This window comes from Nostoc sp. MG11 (assembly GCF_014904695.1).
GTDB lineage: Bacteria > Cyanobacteriota > Cyanobacteriia > Cyanobacteriales > Nostocaceae > Komarekiella.
The window spans coordinates 262,462-281,801 of sequence record NZ_JACXXN010000008.1 but is presented as its reverse complement, the minus strand read 5'-3'; the positions used below and the strand labels follow the sequence as shown (position 1 = coordinate 281,801).

At 43.3% G+C, this 19,340-nt stretch carries 16 protein-coding genes and 1 pseudogene; 11 read left to right on the top strand and 6 right to left on the bottom strand.

The window, feature by feature from the left end:
- Positions 1 to 82 precede the first annotated feature (82 nt).
- Complete coding sequence (locus tag HCR01_RS15105; protein WP_193196972.1) at positions 83 to 397, top strand: YkvA family protein; 315 nt, start codon at positions 83 to 85, stop codon at positions 395 to 397.
- Positions 398 to 513: 116 nt separating this feature from the next.
- Here the strand turns inward: HCR01_RS15105 and HCR01_RS15100 are convergent, their stop codons facing one another.
- Both HCR01_RS15100 and HCR01_RS15095 read right to left on the bottom strand, forming a co-directional pair.
- A complete protein-coding gene (locus HCR01_RS15100) occupies positions 514 to 618 on the bottom strand; it encodes a GxxExxY protein (protein WP_413773949.1) in 105 nt (34 codons plus the stop codon).
- Positions 619 to 640: 22 nt separating this feature from the next.
- Positions 641 to 3,847, bottom strand: coding sequence for a glycoside hydrolase family 15 protein (locus HCR01_RS15095; RefSeq protein ID WP_193196971.1), 3,207 nt, complete (start codon positions 3,845 to 3,847; stop codon positions 641 to 643).
- 330 nt (positions 3,848 to 4,177) lie between these two features.
- Between HCR01_RS15095 and HCR01_RS39975 the strand changes: the two genes are divergently transcribed.
- The 6 genes and pseudogenes from HCR01_RS39975 to HCR01_RS38680 all read left to right on the top strand — a co-directional run bounded on the left by HCR01_RS39975 (position 4,178) and on the right by HCR01_RS38680 (position 8,529).
- Positions 4,178 to 4,312 carry a hypothetical protein gene (locus HCR01_RS39975; protein WP_264299907.1) on the top strand — a complete coding sequence of 45 codons (135 nt, stop codon included), beginning with the start codon at positions 4,178 to 4,180 and terminating at the stop codon, positions 4,310 to 4,312.
- A gap of 94 nt (positions 4,313 to 4,406) precedes the next feature.
- The gene (locus tag HCR01_RS15090; protein ID WP_193196970.1) at positions 4,407 to 4,553 is read left to right on the top strand and encodes a hypothetical protein; all 147 of its coding nucleotides are present in this window, start codon (positions 4,407 to 4,409) and stop codon (positions 4,551 to 4,553) included.
- 383 nt (positions 4,554 to 4,936) lie between these two features.
- The gene (gene mgtE, locus HCR01_RS15085) at positions 4,937 to 6,286 is read left to right on the top strand and encodes a magnesium transporter (RefSeq protein WP_193196995.1); all 1,350 of its coding nucleotides are present in this window, start codon (positions 4,937 to 4,939) and stop codon (positions 6,284 to 6,286) included.
- Between the two features lie 203 nt (positions 6,287 to 6,489).
- Positions 6,490 to 7,563 (top strand): aspartate carbamoyltransferase catalytic subunit, encoded by a 1,074-nt coding sequence (locus HCR01_RS15080; RefSeq protein WP_193196969.1) that lies wholly within the window; start codon positions 6,490 to 6,492, stop codon positions 7,561 to 7,563.
- Positions 7,564 to 7,668: 105 nt separating this feature from the next.
- Positions 7,669 to 7,917, top strand: a pseudogene (locus tag HCR01_RS38685) (ArsR/SmtB family transcription factor); the annotation flags it as partial.
- Positions 7,918 to 8,058: 141 nt separating this feature from the next.
- Positions 8,059 to 8,529: a Clp protease N-terminal domain-containing protein gene (locus HCR01_RS38680; protein ID WP_264299908.1), complete on the top strand. Its 471-nt coding sequence runs from the start codon at positions 8,059 to 8,061 to the stop codon at positions 8,527 to 8,529.
- A gap of 322 nt (positions 8,530 to 8,851) precedes the next feature.
- Here HCR01_RS38680 and ftsH3 read toward each other — a convergent pair whose 3' ends face one another.
- The 4 genes from ftsH3 to HCR01_RS15055 form a co-directional block, all read right to left on the bottom strand.
- Positions 8,852 to 10,717, bottom strand: a complete 1,866-nt coding sequence (gene ftsH3 / locus HCR01_RS15070; RefSeq protein WP_193196967.1) for an ATP-dependent zinc metalloprotease FtsH3 — start codon at positions 10,715 to 10,717, stop codon at positions 8,852 to 8,854.
- Between the two features lie 139 nt (positions 10,718 to 10,856).
- Positions 10,857 to 11,648 carry an aminotransferase class IV gene (locus tag HCR01_RS15065; protein ID WP_193196994.1) on the bottom strand — a complete coding sequence of 264 codons (792 nt, stop codon included), beginning with the start codon at positions 11,646 to 11,648 and terminating at the stop codon, positions 10,857 to 10,859.
- A gap of 119 nt (positions 11,649 to 11,767) precedes the next feature.
- On the bottom strand, positions 11,768 to 12,553 hold the full coding sequence (locus HCR01_RS15060) for a hypothetical protein (RefSeq protein ID WP_193196966.1): 786 nt from the start codon (positions 12,551 to 12,553) through the stop codon (positions 11,768 to 11,770).
- Positions 12,554 to 12,732: 179 nt separating this feature from the next.
- Positions 12,733 to 13,842, bottom strand: coding sequence for an S-(hydroxymethyl)glutathione dehydrogenase/class III alcohol dehydrogenase (locus tag HCR01_RS15055; protein ID WP_193196965.1), 1,110 nt, complete (start codon positions 13,840 to 13,842; stop codon positions 12,733 to 12,735).
- Between the two features lie 337 nt (positions 13,843 to 14,179).
- Between HCR01_RS15055 and HCR01_RS15050 the strand changes: the two genes are divergently transcribed.
- The 4 genes from HCR01_RS15050 to HCR01_RS15035 all read left to right on the top strand — a co-directional run bounded on the left by HCR01_RS15050 (position 14,180) and on the right by HCR01_RS15035 (position 18,982).
- Complete coding sequence (locus HCR01_RS15050) at positions 14,180 to 15,463, top strand: valine--pyruvate transaminase (RefSeq protein WP_193196964.1); 1,284 nt, start codon at positions 14,180 to 14,182, stop codon at positions 15,461 to 15,463.
- A 69-nt stretch (positions 15,464 to 15,532) separates the two neighbouring features.
- Complete coding sequence (gene rimM / locus HCR01_RS15045; RefSeq protein ID WP_193196963.1) at positions 15,533 to 16,120, top strand: ribosome maturation factor RimM; 588 nt, start codon at positions 15,533 to 15,535, stop codon at positions 16,118 to 16,120.
- A 94-nt stretch (positions 16,121 to 16,214) separates the two neighbouring features.
- Positions 16,215 to 16,397 (top strand): hypothetical protein, encoded by a 183-nt coding sequence (locus tag HCR01_RS15040; RefSeq protein ID WP_193196962.1) that lies wholly within the window; start codon positions 16,215 to 16,217, stop codon positions 16,395 to 16,397.
- 203 nt (positions 16,398 to 16,600) lie between these two features.
- The gene (locus HCR01_RS15035) at positions 16,601 to 18,982 is read left to right on the top strand and encodes a phosphoketolase (protein ID WP_193196961.1); all 2,382 of its coding nucleotides are present in this window, start codon (positions 16,601 to 16,603) and stop codon (positions 18,980 to 18,982) included.
- The last annotated feature ends 358 nt before the right edge of the window (positions 18,983 to 19,340 follow it).

Sequence of the window (19,340 nt, the reverse complement as noted above, 5' to 3'; positions counted from 1 at the left end):
TCCAGACAAATTGGGGCGGTTATTCCTACCGGAAATTATTAGCATAGTTTGTCAAAATAAAAAATAACTGGAGGTTAAAAACATGAATTTCTCAATCCAATCACTTTACACTTGGTATCGTAATTCGCTTCGTAACCCAAAGTACCGTTGGTGGATAATTTTAGGAACACTAGTTTATTTGGTCAGCCCAATTGATATCGCCCCAGATTTTATACCTATTGTGGGACAGATTGATGATGTTTTCCTTTTAACCCTACTAGTTGGTGAAGTATCTGGACTAGTAATTGAAGGCTGGAAAGCCCGTAAGGGTGATGTAAACACCGAAGCTGTCAATACTCCAGATGGTTCTACCTCCACCGCAAGCACGATTGATGTTGATGCTGTTTCGGTTAAGTAGTTTTTTCAATCAAATAAAATCTAATAAATCTCCTGCTTTTGGTATCTGAAGTAGGGGATATTTTTTAAACGCAGAGGAACGCAAAGGGGCGCAAAGTGAGAATTAGAGGTTGTTGGCTACGCGTAACACGCCTCATAAGCTGACTCCAACAAACCCGGCCCCAAAGCCGTATGTACCCTCATCCCACAACCAATAATCACTCCACTCAACTCATTCTCCATCTTTCTTTGCGCTCCTTTGCGTTTAAAACTCCCTCACAAACTCAGTCAAGAACCTGAATGCTTTGAGGATATAACTAGCGCAATCTCTAGGAGAAGTATTGTAAAATGATCGCCACGCACTAGCTTTATCTTCGTCATAGCGATCGCCTTTTTCAGGATGGCGTTCTAACCATGCTAGTCTCACTGCATGACCAATTAACACATCCAACACTATATATTCTTCGATTTGTAGGTTGGTGTTATTGGCAGCGATCGCAGCTAATTCTATTAATGCTTCGATATTAACTTGTCGGTATTCTGGAGCCTCAATTTTATTTAGCAAATGCTCAACTAACAAAGCAAAATTCCTTTCTCCTGCTGTCATTTCTGATAGCATTAACTCACTATCTAAACGATTGCGGCGCTCTAGTTTATCGCCAATCACTAAGCCCTTACAATGTTGCATCAATAGCCAAATCTGCTTAAAAAATTCTTTGGGTACGCGGCCTGTTGCACCTTCTGCTTGGCGAAACCGCCGCCAACCGCCAGGGGGTACTTCTATTTCTTCTGTGATTGCTGGTAGCACCACCCAAGCAATATCACTTTCTTTTTGTTTGACGTGCAGAGATTCCATCTGGCGAAGCAAGTTACTCATGCCACTATATCCAGCTAATACCTGATACAGACGCATTTTCACCTCAAAGGGTGAAAGTTGCATTAAATGATCGTATGCTTCATCTTGAGTAACCTGCAATTCCCGCGCTAGTTCGCTGGTTATTAACAGAATTAGATAGCCGACTCTTAACGTCAACAGTCCTCGAAATAGTTCGGTTTCTGAACGGATGAGGATGCCAAGATAGATTAAGATCTCTTGTGTGAGGACGCGATCGCGGATATCTTCACGACAAAAGTGATTAATTTTCTCAGCAATCTCATGGTGAGACATGGGTACGGTAATCAGCGACGCTTCACTATAAGCTTTACCTACAGCAATTTGCTTACCTTGCACCAAAATACTCGTCACTGCATCTGATAAGCCGATATCAACCATCCGCCGTAACCCAGCAGCACGACGTACTACCGCCCAGATGCCTAAATCTCCAGCTTTGGTGTAAACTTCATCAAGTAAATCGGCTACGGTGACAGGATATCCTGGCCCCCCATATCCCGTATCAAATTTCAATCCCTGCAATCGCGTCAAAGTCTGCAATAACTCAATTTGCTCATAGATATTTTCTGATGAGCGCAAATAAGAAAGTAATAACCCCAAGTTAGTTTCACACTCCATCTGAAATTCTTGGGTATGTCTTAAGCGCCAATTTTTTCCCGGATGATAAGGTAGGTAATAGCAACGTGGCCCAGCATTTTTAACTGGCGACAGGGACAATTTCGTATCTTGAAGAAAATCAATTCTTTGCATCCCGGCTGTTAGCATTAGCTGATTTAGTCGTCCCAATTTTACCCGCACACCATTACAAATACCGTCTTTTAGTTCTTGCATCAGTTCTAGTAATGCCTCAGAACCGATATCTAATATTGTGTGTGTCAACATTAAAGTTAAAGTAGGACGTCCTAAATCACTCCAATACTTTTGAATGTAGGCTAGTTCGCTTCTAATTTGATCCAGCAGAAAATGGTAATCGAGGGTTAAATAAAATTGCTCTGAGTCTAAAAATGAGGGCAAAAATACAATTGTTTCACCCTGAATGCGAAAGATTCTAGATGTTGTCAAACTCCGTAGCCGCCGCACTGGACGCCCAGTTAAACTGAGCTTTTTGTTGTGTCCAATTTGAGTATAAATATCTGAAAGTTCCCCTGCTTTTCTCACCTGAATTGGTTCTAATTGGGAGGGTGTTTGGGTTTCAATACCGTGGACTTGTAATTTGGCTTGTAAATCTTCATCTTCCGCTAACAAAGCAATTTGTACTAATGCCTCGCGCTGCTTTCCTACGCATAAATGTCTTCCCAAGGGATCGATATCACCAACTGCTAGTAAATCTTCACTTAACATTTGACCAAGAAGATATAAACTCTGCGCCCACACTAGAGGAATATTTTCGTTGGGTAAACGTGGTTGAGTTTGGGGTGCTAACTTTTCAGCTTCTATTTTTTCGGCTGGAACATAATAAAGTTCTGGCAATAAACGCAAACCATTTTGTTCAATGAGTAATGATTCTAAGCGCTCTTGGTAATTTTGAACTTGCTCTGGATTTCCACGAAATAACCCATCTAGAATTAAATAAGTGAAAAATAATGGCCATTCGCATTCAATATGCTCAAATTGCTTGAGTTCCCACGGTTCATAGTGCAAGCGGTGGCTGTCTTCTAATACGGTTTGGTGTCCATCGCGCAAGAAGCGTTTGCAGCCGTATTTGCCTGCAAGTTTGGTGATAATCTCGTTAAAGGTGCGATCGCGTAACTGCAAATCTTCGACCGCAAAAGCAGGAAAACTAATAATACTCAACAGCGCCGCATCAATTTCTTTAGAGCCAGATTCTCTAGGTAATAGGGATTCTAGGGTAATCCGGGCGCGGGCGATTTCATCTGGTAGCACATGAATTACTGATGTTTGACTACCATGTACGCCAAATAAATTCAGCCCGTTGATGGCTTCCAAAGCCGCTTTTGCCATACCCACGGAACTGGTGTTTAACTCGGCATTGCCATGATTAATTTTGTTTCCGCGTTCCCAAATGCCATAATCTGGTGTGCGATAAGCTCGTCCAATGTAGTAAACCAAGTTTTGGACGAAATTCACTTCATCAATCGTATAGATTATTTGTAATCCCGTAGCGGTCATTTGCGCCAACATCAGTAAAAATATAGATGTGGCATCAAGTTGCAAATGTCCCCATTCGTCATCACCAACAACAATGTCGCCAGTCGCAGTATTGTATTTGGCGTGTAGACCATCCAGTAGCGACTGAGTGTGTTTAAATGTCTCCACTTTATGAGCCTGTCGCATCATCGCGAAAAGCAGCCCACGCATCAGCTTGATGACACTATGTTCTAGTTCATACCTGTGTCCTTCGTGGTCGTCAACCTTGCGGTATGCGAGCGCTAAACCCCAAACTCCCAAAATGCTGTAAACATTGTCTCGCACCCAGGCATCAGTATAATCACCGTGAGCAGTGATAGCTGTACTTGCAGGTAGCAAACCAGTTATCGGATTTTGACGAGCAAGGATGATAGTTTGAATTTGCTGGTAGTAATACTCCAGGCGAGCTAGCAATTTGGTAGATGTTTTCATGGTTTGGTTCAGAGCAGCTTGCGGAATTCGACCCTATGGCTGTGAAGAATTAGTTGCACACAGACAAGGTTAGCGTGAGTTTCTTATTATCTCGCGTTACTAGGCGTCTCGGTGCTGAATTTCAGTGAACCATAACCAAAATCCAATATTTTTTCAAATCTTGATCGCCACGTGTGCGAATTTATACTTATTCAACAAGAGATATTGATAATTTTAAATAAGGATAAATAACCATTCAAAAGAGACAAGATTAACCAAAAATCCGTTGAGTAAATGATAAACATCAAAGTTTTTGAACACAATAAAAGTCAGTAGAAAAGGAGATAAATTATGTCTCTGCGTTACAACGAAAATCATGCTCCTCTAGTAAGATTGGTTTACTCCCAAGTTAAAGTTAATGGGAAAATCGAGCTAGTACCACTAGAACTATACGCTGATGGTTCGCTCAAGAAATCTGTTTGGTAACTGAAAGTTAGGAATGAAGAGTTAGTAACTGTTTATTGCCAGTAAACATTGCCCGATTTAGAATAACTATAAATATGTTATTTGGGTTTCATGCTTGCAGTTTCCGGCAATAGCGATCGCCATTGCACAAATGTTACCACCAGTTATTGCTAAACAAACTGAGATTTGGGCGAAAAGCGATGGGCTACGCCCCGCCGGAGGCGATTCTCCTACGGAGACGCTACGCGATCGCATCTCGTAATTTTGCTGTGGCGATCGCTTTTAATTTACGCATCTCTTTGTAAAGATTTTAACTATATAAAGTTTGTCCGTAAATTCTTTGATTAGGTTGACACAAATTATAACAGTAGTAAAATTTACTTTAAGTCACAGGAACATTACATAAAAATCAGGGCAATAAGTTGCTGACTTGTGCAAAATGCCATATATTCTCAACACTAGTAATTAGTTACCGCACAACACCATTCCGGGTTAGTATATGGCTTAGCGATACCCCGATTGGATATCGATATTGAATTTTTGAGATTTTATGGACCAAAGTCCACAGGATGGCAGTATCAACCTCCTCTAAGCTGGTGAGGCAGTCTCTCAGCGCGGGGGAGACATTAGGAGGTATTATGTATGATGCTCACACAGGATGTCCGCACGGCTCTTGATGTTGCCGATTTGAACCAGTTGAAATGGGATTTAAATCGCTTACAACCAGTGGATGTAGGTGAATACATTACACAATTGCCTAAAAAACAACGAGCGATCGCATTTCGTTTACTCAACAAAACTCAAGCAATTGATGTATTTGAATATCTGCCAACAGAGGTGCAGGAAGAGTTAATTAATTCGTTGCATGATGTCGAAGTAGTGCAACTTGTAGAGGCGATGAGTCCCGATGAACGAGCAGAATTATTTGACGAACTGCCTGCTGGGGTAATTAAACGGCTGTTGCAAGAACTGAGTCCAGAACAAAGGCAAGCCACAGCAACGATTCTCGGTTATCCAGAAGGTACTGCTGGGCGGGTGATGACGACGGAATATGTCCGATTGCGGGAGGGATTAACTGTAGGTGAAGCCTTAAGCAAAATCCGCCGTCAGGACGAAGACAAGGAAACAATTTACTACGCCTACGTCACAGACGACAACCGCACGTTAGTGAGAGTGGTTTCACTGCGTCAGTTATTGTTTACTTTTCCTGATGTTTTAATCCGAGATATTGCAAGCGATCGCGTTATCAAAGTGAGAACCGAAACCCCCCAAGAAGAAGTCGCCCAAATCATGAAGCGCTATGACTTAATTGCTATTCCCGTGGTTGACAGGGAAGACCGATTAGTCGGCATTATCACCATTGATGATGTGATGGATATTTTGGAGGAGGAAGCTACAGAAGATATTCAAAAATTGGCGGGTGTAAGTGGTGATGAAGCAGCTTTGTCTTCTCCTCTACTCACCATACGCAACCGCTTGCCCTGGCTGTTGGGTATCATGGCACTCTATATTGGTGCAGCTAGTGCGATCGCGCCTTTCCAAGCTATAATTTCTGCCGTGCCAGTTCTAGCAGTCATCATGCCAATTTTCTCTAACACTGGTGGTACTGTTGGGATTCAAGCATTGACAGTAACCATCCGAGGCTTGGGTGTGGGTGAGGTGACACCCAAAGATACGCTGAAAATTCTCCGCAAAGAACTTTGTGCTGGTTTAGGCACAGCCGTAGTTTTAGCCACCACAATGTTCCTACTTTCCTTGATTTGGGCGCGACCCCAAGAGCGATGGGTGGCTTTAATTGCCGGAATGGTAATGGCAACTAATACAATTGTGGCTGTTACACTTGGTACTTTACTACCAATGGGTTTGAAACGGCTAAAGCTCGACCCTGCTTTAGTTAGCGGGCCATTAGTGACAACAATGCTGGATACAATTGGGTTTTTAACGTTCCTGACTCTGATTTCGTTTGCTTTAAAGGTATTACATTTACCAATTTAATCAACTAAGTGCTTCAAAATCGCATATTTTGTTAAAACTGTCATTAGTCACTAGTCCTTTGTGCTTTAAAAATACAAATGACCAATGACCAATGACAAAACAATTTGATAGAAGACAGATGCTATCATTTCCTCTGCGTATGTAAATTAAAAAGCTATAGAAACGCGAGTAGTCGTATTTCCATAGCAGGATGATAGCTATTTATGCCTACTACCACATGGAATCGCCATCACGTTCTTTCCCTGGCTGACTTCACTACCGCTGAATACGATACTGTCTTGCAAACTGCTGCTTCTTTTCAAGAGGTATTATCACGGCGGACAAAGAAAGTGCCAACTTTACAAGGACAGGTGGTGGCGAATTTGTTTTTTGAATCGTCTACCCGGACTCGCAGCAGTTTTGAAATTGCGGCAAAACGCTTAAGTGCGGATACACTGAACTTTGCCGCAGCAACTTCTTCGATGACAAAAGGAGAGACAATTCTCGACACAGCGAAGACTTATTTGGCAATGGGAACTGATATTATGGTGATTCGCCATCGAGAGGCAGGAGTACCAAATGCGATCGCAGCTGAAATGGATCGTTTAGGTGTACGAGTTAGTGTTCTCAATGCTGGTGATGGTCAACATGAGCATCCTTCTCAAGCACTGCTAGATTTATTTACGATTTGTACTTTAATTGACCCAGCTAATCCGCGATTGGAACTTTTAAAAGGTAAAAAAATTGCCATTGTTGGGGATATTTTGCATTCTCGCGTTGCGCGGTCAAATATCTGGAGTTTAATTGCCAGTGGTGCTCAAGTACATCTCGCCGCGCCACCTACCCTCTTACCCAAGTTATTTGCTGAGTATTTCTCTGAGGATACAGGAGACAGAAGTCAAGAGTCATTGGTTATTTCTCCCTCATCTTCCCCTGCTTCCCCTGCTTCCCCTGCTCCCTCATCTCCCAGTCCCCAACTATTTCTACATTGGCAACTAGAACCAGCTTTGCAGGATGCTGATTTTGTCATGACTTTGCGTCTGCAAAAGGAACGTATGACCGCTCATCTACTGCCAAGTTTGCGAGAATATCATCAGCTATTTGGGATTACTCGCGCAAAGTTGCAATTGTGCAAACCTAACGTTAAAGTTTTGCATCCAGGCCCAGTCAACCGTGGTGTGGAAATTAGCTCTGATTTGATGGATGACCCGGAATTTAGTCTTATTCAATCGCAAGTTACTAGCGGTGTTGCTGTTCGCATGGCACTGCTGTATTTGTTAGGTAGTGGTAAGGCTTAATTGGCATCCTCATATATCTCCGAAAATGATTGTAGAGACGTAGCACTGCTACGTCTCTACAAGGGTTTCTATTAACAAATTAATTATTTCGATTATTCTAGAAATATGAATAACAACGAAGACACGGCTCGGTATGCAGATATTTTTGCTGCCCTGGGGTCGGAGCCTCGGCTGGAAATTATGCGACTGCTGTTTGCAGCTTATCTAGATGGGATGACCGTGGGAGATATTCAGGAAAAGCTAAAGATTCCAAACTCAACCCTATCGCACCATTTAGAGAAGCTGCGGATCGAGGAGTTAGTTAATTGCCGAAAAGAGAAGCAATTTCTGTGGTACTCAGCGAATGCAGAGACGATGGAGAATTTACTGTCTTTTTTAACGACAGGAAATATTAGGGGCGATCGCACCCTTGAGTCAATCAATAATACATCCACGCAGGAAGGGTTTACGTTTGAAAGATTTTTTGAGTCTATCTTTGAAAGACTTTTTGGGTTTATGTCTGGCAGATTCCACCTCAAGGGATTTGAAAGATTTACTCAAAAAGCTGTTACAGCCATCAACATTGCCCAAGGTGAATCTCGCCGCTTGGGACATGACTTTATTGGTACTGAGGGGATTCTGCTGGGGTTACTTGGTGAAGGGAGTGGCATTGGATGGCAGTTTCTCACCACTGTGGGTGTAAACTTGGAAAATGCTCAGATTGAGGTAGAAAAAATTATTGGCAGAGGTAGGGGATCTACGCTTGTGGATATTCCCTTTACACCTAGGGCTAAGCAGGTGTTAGAACTATCGGTAGAAGAGTCCCGGAAACTCAATCACAACTACGTTGGCACAGAGCATTTGCTGTTAGGCATTCTTAAGGAAGGTACAGAAGGTGTGGGAGGAGGGGCCGCAATCAGGGTTTTGCAAAATCTTGGAGTAGACCTGATTTATTTTGAACAACGACTGCGAAAAGCTTTAACTTAGGATAATGTCATATGTTCCAGATTTAGGCAGGCTTGGTGTTTATAGAAGAACAAAATTCTCACGAAATTAAGGTAGATCGACACTCAAACATCTATGCGTTCTCTAGTAATATAAACTGTGATCGCACTGGATATCAATGATGAAGCTGATATACTTTGCTATTGCTGTTCGCCATAACTCACAACGCAGAATGAAAATCTGTTTTTTTCATGCTCAATACGCTATTTTCGAGATAGTCTATGGGGTTTCAAAAAATTAGGGTAACTCTGGAAAATCCCAGAATTACCCCGAATCTAGATTTTAAATTTCAACCAAATATTGATTAGGCAAAAGCGGCGGTTGTTACGTCATTATTTGCCAGAATTTCTTGCAATTCCTCGGCATCTACCGTTTCTTTATCAACTAGCATTTGCGCTAGCTGATCTAGAATGTGGCGGTTGCCCATTAACACTTCTTTAGCGCGTGTATAGGCTACATCAACAAGTTTGCGGACTTCTTCATCGATTGCAGCAGCGGTTTCTTCAGAGAAATCGCGCTCTGACATGATATCTCGACCTAAGAACATGTTACCTTGCTGACGACCAAGGGCAACTGGGCCTAAGCGATCGCTCATCCCAAATCGGGTAATCATCTGACGAGCAACGCGGGCTACTTGTTGTAAGTCGTTAGAAGCGCCAGTAGTCACTTCTTCTTCACCAAAGATTAATTCTTCGGCGATGCGACCACCTAAAGCCACCGCCATCTGATTTTCCAGATAAGCGCGGCTGTACAAACCAGTATCCATCCGGTCTTCACTGGGGGTAAACCAAGTTAAACCACCTGCGCGACCGCGAGGAATGATACTAATTTTTTGTACTGGGTCATAGTCGGGCATTAAAGCACCAACTAAGGCATGACCGGCTTCGTGATATGCTACCAAGGTTTTGCGCTTTTCGCTCATTACCCGGTCTTTCTTCTCGGGGCCAGCTAATACGCGGTCAATGGCGTCGTTGATTTCGTCCATCGAAATTTCGGTCAAATTCCGACGTGCTGCCAAAATTGCGGCTTCATTCAGCAAGTTGGATAAATCTGCGCCGGTAAATCCAGGAGTACGACGGGCAATTTTATCCAAATCTACGTCTTTCGCCAAGGTTTTACCACGGGCGTGGACTTTGAGGATTTCGCTGCGTCCTGCGTAGTCGGGACGGTCTACTACAACTTGGCGGTCAAAGCGACCTGGACGCAACAGTGCTGCATCTAGGACATCAGGACGGTTGGTGGCGGCAATAATAATGATGCCGGTGTTGCCTTCAAATCCGTCCATTTCAGTGAGTAACTGGTTGAGGGTTTGTTCCCGCTCATCGTTACCACCGCCTAAACCTGCACCCCGCTGACGACCTACAGCGTCAATTTCATCGATGAAGACGATACAGGGGGCGTTGGTTTTAGCTTGTTCAAATAAATCGCGGACGCGGGATGCACCCACACCTACGAACATTTCCACAAATTCGGAGCCAGAGATGGAGAAGAAGGGTACACCTGCTTCGCCTGCTACAGCACGAGCTAGGAGGGTTTTACCTGTACCGGGAGGGCCAACTAGCAACACACCTTTAGGAATTTTTGCACCAACTGCGGTAAAGCGATCAGCGTTTTTCAGAAAGTCTACGACTTCATTTAGTTCTAGTTTGGCTTGGTCAATACCAGCAACATCGCCAAATGTCACCTGTGTTTGTGGTTCCATTTGCACTCTGGCTTTAGACTTACCAAAGTTCATGGCTTGGCTACCTGGGCCGTTTTGGGCGCGGCGTAGCAAGAAGAATAAGCCAACCAAAAGCAATACTGGGAAAAATAAGCTGCTGAGTGCCTTAAACCAAAATCCTTCATCGGTTTGAGGCAAAACATTAATATCAACGCTTTTTGCGGTGAGAGTATTGATCAGGTCTGGGTCGTTGACCAAGGTCACTACAATTCGCCTTGAGTCTTGCAACTTTACATCAGCCATAGACCGATCTGCACTCAGCCGAACTTCTGCAAATGTGTCGTTTTCGCCATCTGGTTTGATTTTGCTTTTTTCAACTGCTTGAATAAATTCACTGTAACGCCATGTCTCTCTGCTTTGAGGCTGCTTGTCAAAAAATGCTGTTCCTAGCGCAATGACAACTATAAATAGCAGCGCGTACAGCCCTGCATTTCTCCATCGTTTATTCACCGAGGTCTATCCTCCTGTATTTTTTGTGCGTTTCGCTTTCAGCGGGGGCTACGCGCCATCGCGTAGTGTCTCTGAATAGGAGAGGGCATTATTAAAATTATGTTAACTTATCTTAACCTATAACATAATGGCATTCCTATCATGCTACAAATAGCCTCCTGAACTGTTGAAAATTAGGATGGTGAGGATTATATTGTAACGAGCCTGCGGGCTGGTGAACGGTATGAATGGGGATAATTTGCACCACACTATTAGTGTAGGCGATCGCTTCAAATCCCTTGACCAACTCTGCTGTCCACGGTTCCTCTTGCGCTATTTGCTGGTGCTTTTGCAACCAGTTTATAAGTTGCGATCGCACAACTCCTGGTAAAATTCCCGCAGCTAAAGGCGGTGTCCACCAACTACCATCCCGCCACCCCCAGAGATTACCAGTGCTTGTTTCTAGCCAATTTCCTGCTGTGTCAACTAAAATCGCTTCTTGGATATTTGAAGATTGGACGCTAGTTTTTGCTAACCAAGCACTCAAATAATTTCCGGTTTTATGAGAGGGGAGACTACGATAAAATTCTGGCTGAGCAGGGGAGCAGTAGATACCGTTTTTTTGCTTTTCTGTTAAATCCTGTGGTAGAAATCTGCCAATTATCCACTCCCGCCCATCAGGAAAGATGGTAATTCTGAGAACAGGAAAGTGTGCCAAAATACTTTCTGCGCCTTGACGCACACGTTTCCAGTCTGGATGCTGCCAACCGAAAGATTGTAGTGAGAAAAGTAGGCGATCGCAATGTGCCTGCCAATTAGTTAAATTATCATCTAACGAATTACCATAAACCCGCAGCGTTGTAAAAACCGTTGCTCCATAGAGTAACCCTGGATCGTTAATATCTAATTCCAGAGTTTGGGATTGGATTAATTTGCCGTTATACCAAAAAATAACACTAACCTCGATGGGGGAGTGGGAGCAGGAGGGCAGAGGGGCAAGGGGGACAAAGAGAATAAATAATCACTGTCTTTTGACCCTTGACTTTTGACTCTTGACTCCTAACTAATTTATCAATCTTTAGAAGGAAATATAATTTTTTGAGTACCTTCAGAAGTTGTAATTACCTTTCCTCCCAACGCCTCGATTTCGCTAATTGCGCGTTTACGGGTTCTCTCATCAACCTGATTATTAAAAACCATTGCCCAGCTAGAAATTTGAGCGTATTTACTGTTAGGATTTAGCTTCAAAAATTCAGCAGTTCTCTGGGAATTAGTAGCTATTAATTGACTCTCGGCATCAGAGAAGTTACTAGCCCAGTTTGCCGCTGTTGCAAAAGATTGCTGAGCAGCTTGAGCATTTCCTAAAAATAATAATTCATCAACTGCTTTATAACGCCACACATAATAAGACCTTTTGGGAACCCAAGGAGATAGTGATTTTAAACCTTTCTCCGTCAATGCGATCGCTCTTTCTGGCATACCAGCATACATCGAAGTACTCATCGAAAGACTTAGATAAGATTTTAAAAATCGTGGATCTCGCTCTAAAATTACTTCAAAATATTCTGGACTTAGACTGTAACCTGTTTGAACACGAACTTCATCATCACCGAAATATTGCAAAAAATTAAGATATACCCAACCGCTGATTAAATTATCATAACCAAAGCTGGGCATTTTCTTGAGTAAATTGAGTCGCAGATTTTCTGATTGAATATCTTTTTCTAAAGTCTCTAAAGATGCCGCTTGTTTGTTAACTAGCAATTCTTGCAATCGAGGGAATTGAATCAAACCAACTCCTATGAAACACAAACAGATTACAAAAGGTGTGGCAAGAGCTTTACTATATAACAACATATTTTTTTGTCTTTCCCAGTATAGCCACATCATTGTATACAATATTACTGTGACTGGCTTTGTTAGGAATATATTGAGATAAGTGCTATTCAGGTACACGCTATAAAGTTTTGTGAAAAAAAACTTGTAAACTTTCCTTCTATGATCGGTTGTTTACCCACCATAGAAGAATTTCACAACTAAAACGTTACTACACTACGAATTGATTCACCTTTATGCATTAAATCAAAAGCATCATTAATTTGCTCTAGCGGCATTACATGGGTAATCAAATCATCGATGTTGATCTTACCCTCCATATACCAATCAACAATTTTCGGTACATCTGTCCGTCCTCTAGAACCACCAAATGCTGAACCTTTCCAAACACGTCCAGTTACTAGTTGAAACGGACGAGTACTGATTTCTTGTCCAGCAGCAGCCACACCAATAATGACACTTATACCCCAACCTTTATGGCAGCATTCTAATGCTTGACGCATGATTTTAACATTGCCGATACATTCAAAGCTGTAATCAGCACCGCCTTTAGTCAACTCCACCAGATAAGCAACTAAATCGCCTTCTATTTCCTGGGGATTAACAAAGTGCGTCATGCCAAACTTTTCTGCCAAAGCGCGTTTGCTGGGATTAATATCCACGCCAACAATCATATTGGCTCCCACCATCCGCGCCGCCTGGATGACATTTAAACCAATACCGCCTAAGCCGAAAACTACTACATTCGCTCCCGGTTCTACTTTGGCTGTATTGATAACTGCACCAACACCCGTTGTGACGCCACAGCCAATGTAACAAACTTTATCAAACGGGGCATCTTCCCGAATTTTTGCCACAGCGATTTCTGGCAGCACTGTATAGTTAGCAAAGGTAGATGTGCCCATGTAGTGATGAATCATCTGCCCATCCAAACTAAAGCGACTAGTACCATCGGGCATAACACCGCGTCCTTGAGTTTGGCGAATGGCTTGACAGAGATTAGTTTTAAAACTTAGACAATATTCGCACTGGCGACATTCTGGAGTGTATAGAGGAATTACGTGATCCCCTGGTTTGACACTGGTGACACCAGCACCCACTTCTACCACAATACCAGCACCTTCGTGTCCCAAAATTGCCGGAAATAAACCTTCGGGATCTTTACCAGAAAGGGTATAAGCGTCGGTATGGCAAACCCCGGTAGCTTTAATTTCAACTAACACTTCCCCAGCTTGTGGTTCTGATAGTTGAACGGTTTCGATAGTCAACGGTTTACCCGCGCCGTAAGCTACTGCTGCTTTAACTTCCAACGTTAGCCCTCCTATTTTAGAAGTTTTGTCAATGAGCTGATGTGAGTTGAGATAGAGGAGTGATTGAAGGAATCTTTCGTATTTCAATTCCTATCAACTCTGCTCCTTATATTAATGCCTTGATAGATATTAGGTGTATGATAAACTTTTGCAACACTTGATGGTATTTTGTCTGCACAATAACCGCTATAACGATAGTCTTGCTTTGTTAAAATAACATTCTCTAGTTAGATTGATTAAAGGCGGCAATAGCTGTTTTGGCAACGACGTAGACATGATGTCAGCAGCAACCCCCAGATATGTCCACCTCTCGATTAATACATTATTGTTACAGCTTATGAATCCTGCCCTAACTCAAATTGGCGCTCAAATGTCCAACCTGACTGGTGTAAGAGCGATTATGAAGGACATTATTGAAACATTGCGAGCTGGTACAGGGCAGCAGTTTATTAATTTGAGTGCTGGCAATCCATTGATTTTGCCAGAGGTTGAGCAGTTATGGCGAGATTGTACTGCTCAACTTCTGGCTAGCCCAGATTATGGTGAGGTGGTTTGTCGCTACGGTTCAAGTCAAGGCTATGCACCTTTAATTGAGGCGATCGCTAACGATTTTAACAAACGCTATGGTTTAAATTTAAGCGATCGCAATATTCTAATCACCCCCGGTAGTCAAACCCTCTACTTCTACGCTGCCAATGTATTTGGTGGCTACACCAGCAGCGGCGAGTTAAAAAAAATTGTTTTGCCCCTCAGTCCTGACTATACAGGTTATGGCGGTATTTGCTTAGTTCCCGAAGCTTTAATTGCCTACAAACCGACTCTAGATATTGATGCAGCTGCACACCGATTTAAATATCGTCCCGACTTCAGCCAACTATCGATTACAGAAAACACGGGTTGTGTCCTGTTCTCTCGTCCTTGTAACCCCACTGGTAACGTCCTCACCGATGATGAGGTAAAAAAAATTGCCGCCTTTGCTGCACCTTACAATTTGCCAGTGTTGATTGACTCGGCTTATGCGCCTCCCTTCCCGGCGTTAAACTTTACCGAAATGACACCAGTGTTTGGTCATAATATCCTGCACTGCATGAGTTTATCCAAAGCAGGATTACCAGGAGAAAGGATTGGGATTGCCATCGGTGAGCAAAAGTGGATTGAGGCACTGGAGTGTTTCCAGGCTAATGCAAGTCTGCATTCTTCGCGTTATGGACAAGCGATCGCAGCCCTTGCAATCAACTCCGGTGCTTTAATAGAAATATCTCAAACAGTCATCCGTCCCTTCTACCAAAATAAGTTTACCGTTTTAGAAACCAGTTTAGAACAAGCAATGCCCAAAAATTTACCTTGGTTTCTCCATCGCGGAGAAGGGGCAATTTTTGCTTGGTTGTGGCTAGAGGATTTACCCATCACTGACTGGGAATTTTACCAGCGACTCAAGCAAGTGGGTGTAATTATTGTACCTGGTAGTTCCTTCTTCCCCGGTTTAGAAGAAGAGTGGCAACACAAACACCAATGTTTCCGCATCAGCCTTACCGGCAGCGATGAAGAACTCGTCACTGGTATGCAACGCTTGGCAAAAGTAGCAGAGGAAACCTATCAGCGTGCGGCTGTGAGTGCTTGATTTGGGGAGCAGGGGGAGAAAATAATTAAGACTCTTGACTCTTAACAAATAACAAATGACAAATGACAAATGACAAATGAAAAATCTGATGAATGGTTAGAAATTGGGAAGATTGTTGCACCTCAAGGATTGTCTGGGGAGGTGCGAGTTTATCCTGAATCCGACTTTCCCGAACGGTTTGAAGTGCCGGGGAAACGTTGGTTGTTGCGTCCTGGTGAGACAAAACCACAACCTATCGGATTATTGGCAGGACGTTACATCAATGGTAAAAACTTGTATGTTCTCAAGTTAGCTGGTGTGCAAAATTGTGACCAGGCAGAGGCGTTGCGCGGTTGTAAGTTAATGGTACCAGCCAGCGATCGCCCACAATTAGGTGAAGATGAATATCATGTTATCGATTTGATTGGCTTGGAAGTCTTCATGCAAACATCTGGCGAACTCGTAGGCACGGTAGTAGATATCATCCCCGCAGGCAATGATTTATTAGAAGTGGAGTTGCACCCATCATTTGCTGATAACAATGGACAAACGACGAAGGACAAAAAACAAAAGACTATTCTAATTCCATTTGTGAAAGCGATCGCACCTGTGGTAGATTTGCAAGCTGGTCGCATTGAAATCACGCCACCGCCTGGATTATTGGAGATAAATGGTTAGATAACACTTACTAAGACATGAAAAGTTTCTTCACCTACCTTAGTGCTAGAATCCAGGCAGCGCTAGATATTGCTTCCTTTTGTCTGGAGATGAGTTGCAGATTTATCGTCCAGATGGAACGAGGTTTTCCTCTTACGTTGAGATTTGTCAACTTCTAGAACAGGAACGACAACGCGCCGAACAGGCAGAAGCAGCTTTAGAAGCACAAAGAAAGCGATCGCAGCTTTTAGCAGAACGGTTACGGGTGATGGGGGTTAATCCAGAGGAGTTGATGTGAGACTTACAATCGATATTTTTTCAGATTTATTTTAGCTCTGAGTAAACTAAGAGATCAGGAATTTTCTTAAACAACTACGAATTCCAAATTTTCCAGGTGAATACTGGAAAAATTTGTCATAGGTAAGATGACTTTCATCCCAAAGCTTACTAAACTTGCATACGGATGAACTCGTCAAATTTCTTTTGTAATGGAGAATTGATATGACTTTAGCCAGTCCTCCACAGACAAAGCTTTTAACAGATGAGGAATTGCGTAAAATAAACGCCTACTGGCGTGCAGCAAACTATCTTTCAGTTGGGCAAATATATCTACTCGACAACCCACTGCTAAGAGAACCACTCAAGCTAGAACACGTCAAACCCAGACTCCTTGGCCACTGGGGAACAACACCAGGGTTAAACTTCATTTATGTTCACCTGAATCGGGTAATCAAAAAATACGACCTGAATACAATCTACATTGCTGGGCCAGGTCATGGAGGCCCTGGATTGGTAGCCAACACCTATCTAGAGGGAACCTATAGCGAGTACTACCCCAATATTTCCCAGGATGCTGAAGGAATCAAGAAACTCTTCAAACAGTTTTCTTTCCCAGGTGGTATTCCCAGCCACGCTGCACCAGAAACTCCCGGTTCCATCCACGAAGGTGGTGAATTAGGTTACGCACTCGTCCACGCCTACGGTGCTGCTTTCGATAACCCGGACTTGATTGTTGCTACTGTTGTTGGTGACGGCGAAGCTGAAACAGGCGCTTTAGCCACTAGCTGGCATTCCAACAAGTTTCTCAATCCTGTGCGTGATGGCGCTGTATTGCCCATCCTACACCTGAATGGTTATAAGATTGCTAACCCAACGTTATTAGCACGGTTGAGCCATGAAGAATTAGAGAGTCTATTTGTCGGCTATGGTTACAAACCGTACTTTGTAGAAGGCTCCGATCCCGCAGATGTGCATCAGCAGATGGCGACGACTTTAGACATAGCGATCGCTCAAATTCAAAGCATCCAAAGAGAAGCCCGTGTGCATGGCTTTACAGAACGTCCTCAGTGGCCGATGATTGTTCTCAGAACCCCTAAAGGTTGGACAGGCCCGAAGGAAGTTGATGGCAAAAAAACCGAAGATTATTGGCGATCGCACCAAGTTCCTTTTGGTGAAATAGCTAAAAAGCCAGAACATCTAAAACTCTTAGAAGAGTGGATGAAGAGTTACAAACCAGAAGAACTCTTTGACAATAACGGCAAACTGATTTCCGAAGTGGCAGAACTAGCTCCCCAAGGACATCGACGCATGGGTGACAATCCTCATGCTAATGGTGGTATCTTACTACGCGACCTGAAGATGCCTGACTTTCAAGACTATGCCGTCGATGTTCCCCAACCGGGCAAAGTTGAAGCTGAAGCTACCAAGGTGACAGCAAAATTCTTGCGGGATGTCATGCGACTTAACCAAGAAAGCCGTAATTTCCGTATCTTCGGCCCCGATGAAACCCAATCAAATCGTCTAGATGCTGTGTTTGAAGTCACAGACCGGACTTGGGTGAGCCAAATCCTCCCGGAAGACGAACACTTGTCTCCCAATGGTCGGGTGATGGAAATCCTCAGCGAAACTAGCTGTCAAGGTTGGTTAGAGGGTTATCTCCTCACAGGACGCCACGGGTTTTTCTCCTGCTATGAGGCGTTCATCCACATCATTGACTCCATGTTTAACCAACATGCTAAGTGGCTGAAAACTACCCTTGATATTCCTTGGCGTAGACCAATTGCGTCCCTCAACTACCTACTCACATCCCACGTTTGGCGACAAGACCACAACGGTTTCTCTCACCAAGATCCTGGATTTATCGATCATGTGGTTAATAAGAAAGCAGAGATAGTTCGTGTATATCTCCCCCCCGATGCCAACACTCTGCTATCGGTAACTAACCACTGCCTCAGAAGTCGCAACTATGTCAACGTCATCGTCGCTGGCAAGCAACCAGCATTGCAATATCTCAACATGGATGCTGCCATTAAGCACTGTACCAAAGGCATTGGTATCTGGGAATGGGCAAGCAACGACCAAGGCAGTGAACCAGATGTTGTGCTGGCTTGCGCTGGGGATATTCCCACTTTAGAAACTTTAGCTGCTGTAGACATCCTGCGTCAGCACTTTCTTGACTTAAAAGTACGGGTGGTAAACGTTGTCGATTTGATGACACTACAGCCAAAAAGTGAGCATCCCCACGGTTTAAGCCCGAAAGACTTCGACACGATTTTTACCACCGACAAACCCATCATTTTCGCCTTTCATGGCTATCCCTGGTTGATTCATCGCTTGACCTATCGCCATACCAACCACAACAACTTGCATGTGCGCGGCTATAAGGAGGAAGGAACCACCACTACCCCCTTTGATATGGTTGTCCTTAACGATCTTGATCGCTTTCACCTGGTGATGGACGTAATTGATCGCGTGCCCAAACTAGGATATAAGGCAGCTTATATCAAGCAGCAATTACAAGATAAGTTGATCGAACATCAGCACTACATTGAGAAGTACGGGGAAGATATGCCGGAAATTCGTAACTGGAAGTGGCCGTACTAAAGAAGACACTAAAATAGAGGGATGCGGAGAGATTTGAAGAAACATTTTCCCCGCATCTCCTCAATTTCTATTATTATCAACTTTCAGAACTAGACCTCTTGCAAAAGTCCGAAAAATATTAGAGCTAAAATTGCTGCTGATGCTATGGTGTTGCTTTGCATCCTGCGATCGCTTCTTTTGCCAAACCAGTATAAAATATGCTTACTTGAGAAACGATAGTAATATTTATAACTAGTGTTAAATAGATTGCTTAGACTTAATAATAAGTCTTATCAATACGATTGGAGATTTTGCTTTTCAAACTGATTTGATGGGCGATCGCTTTCCATCAGCCATCATCCTGAAACGTAGTAATTTA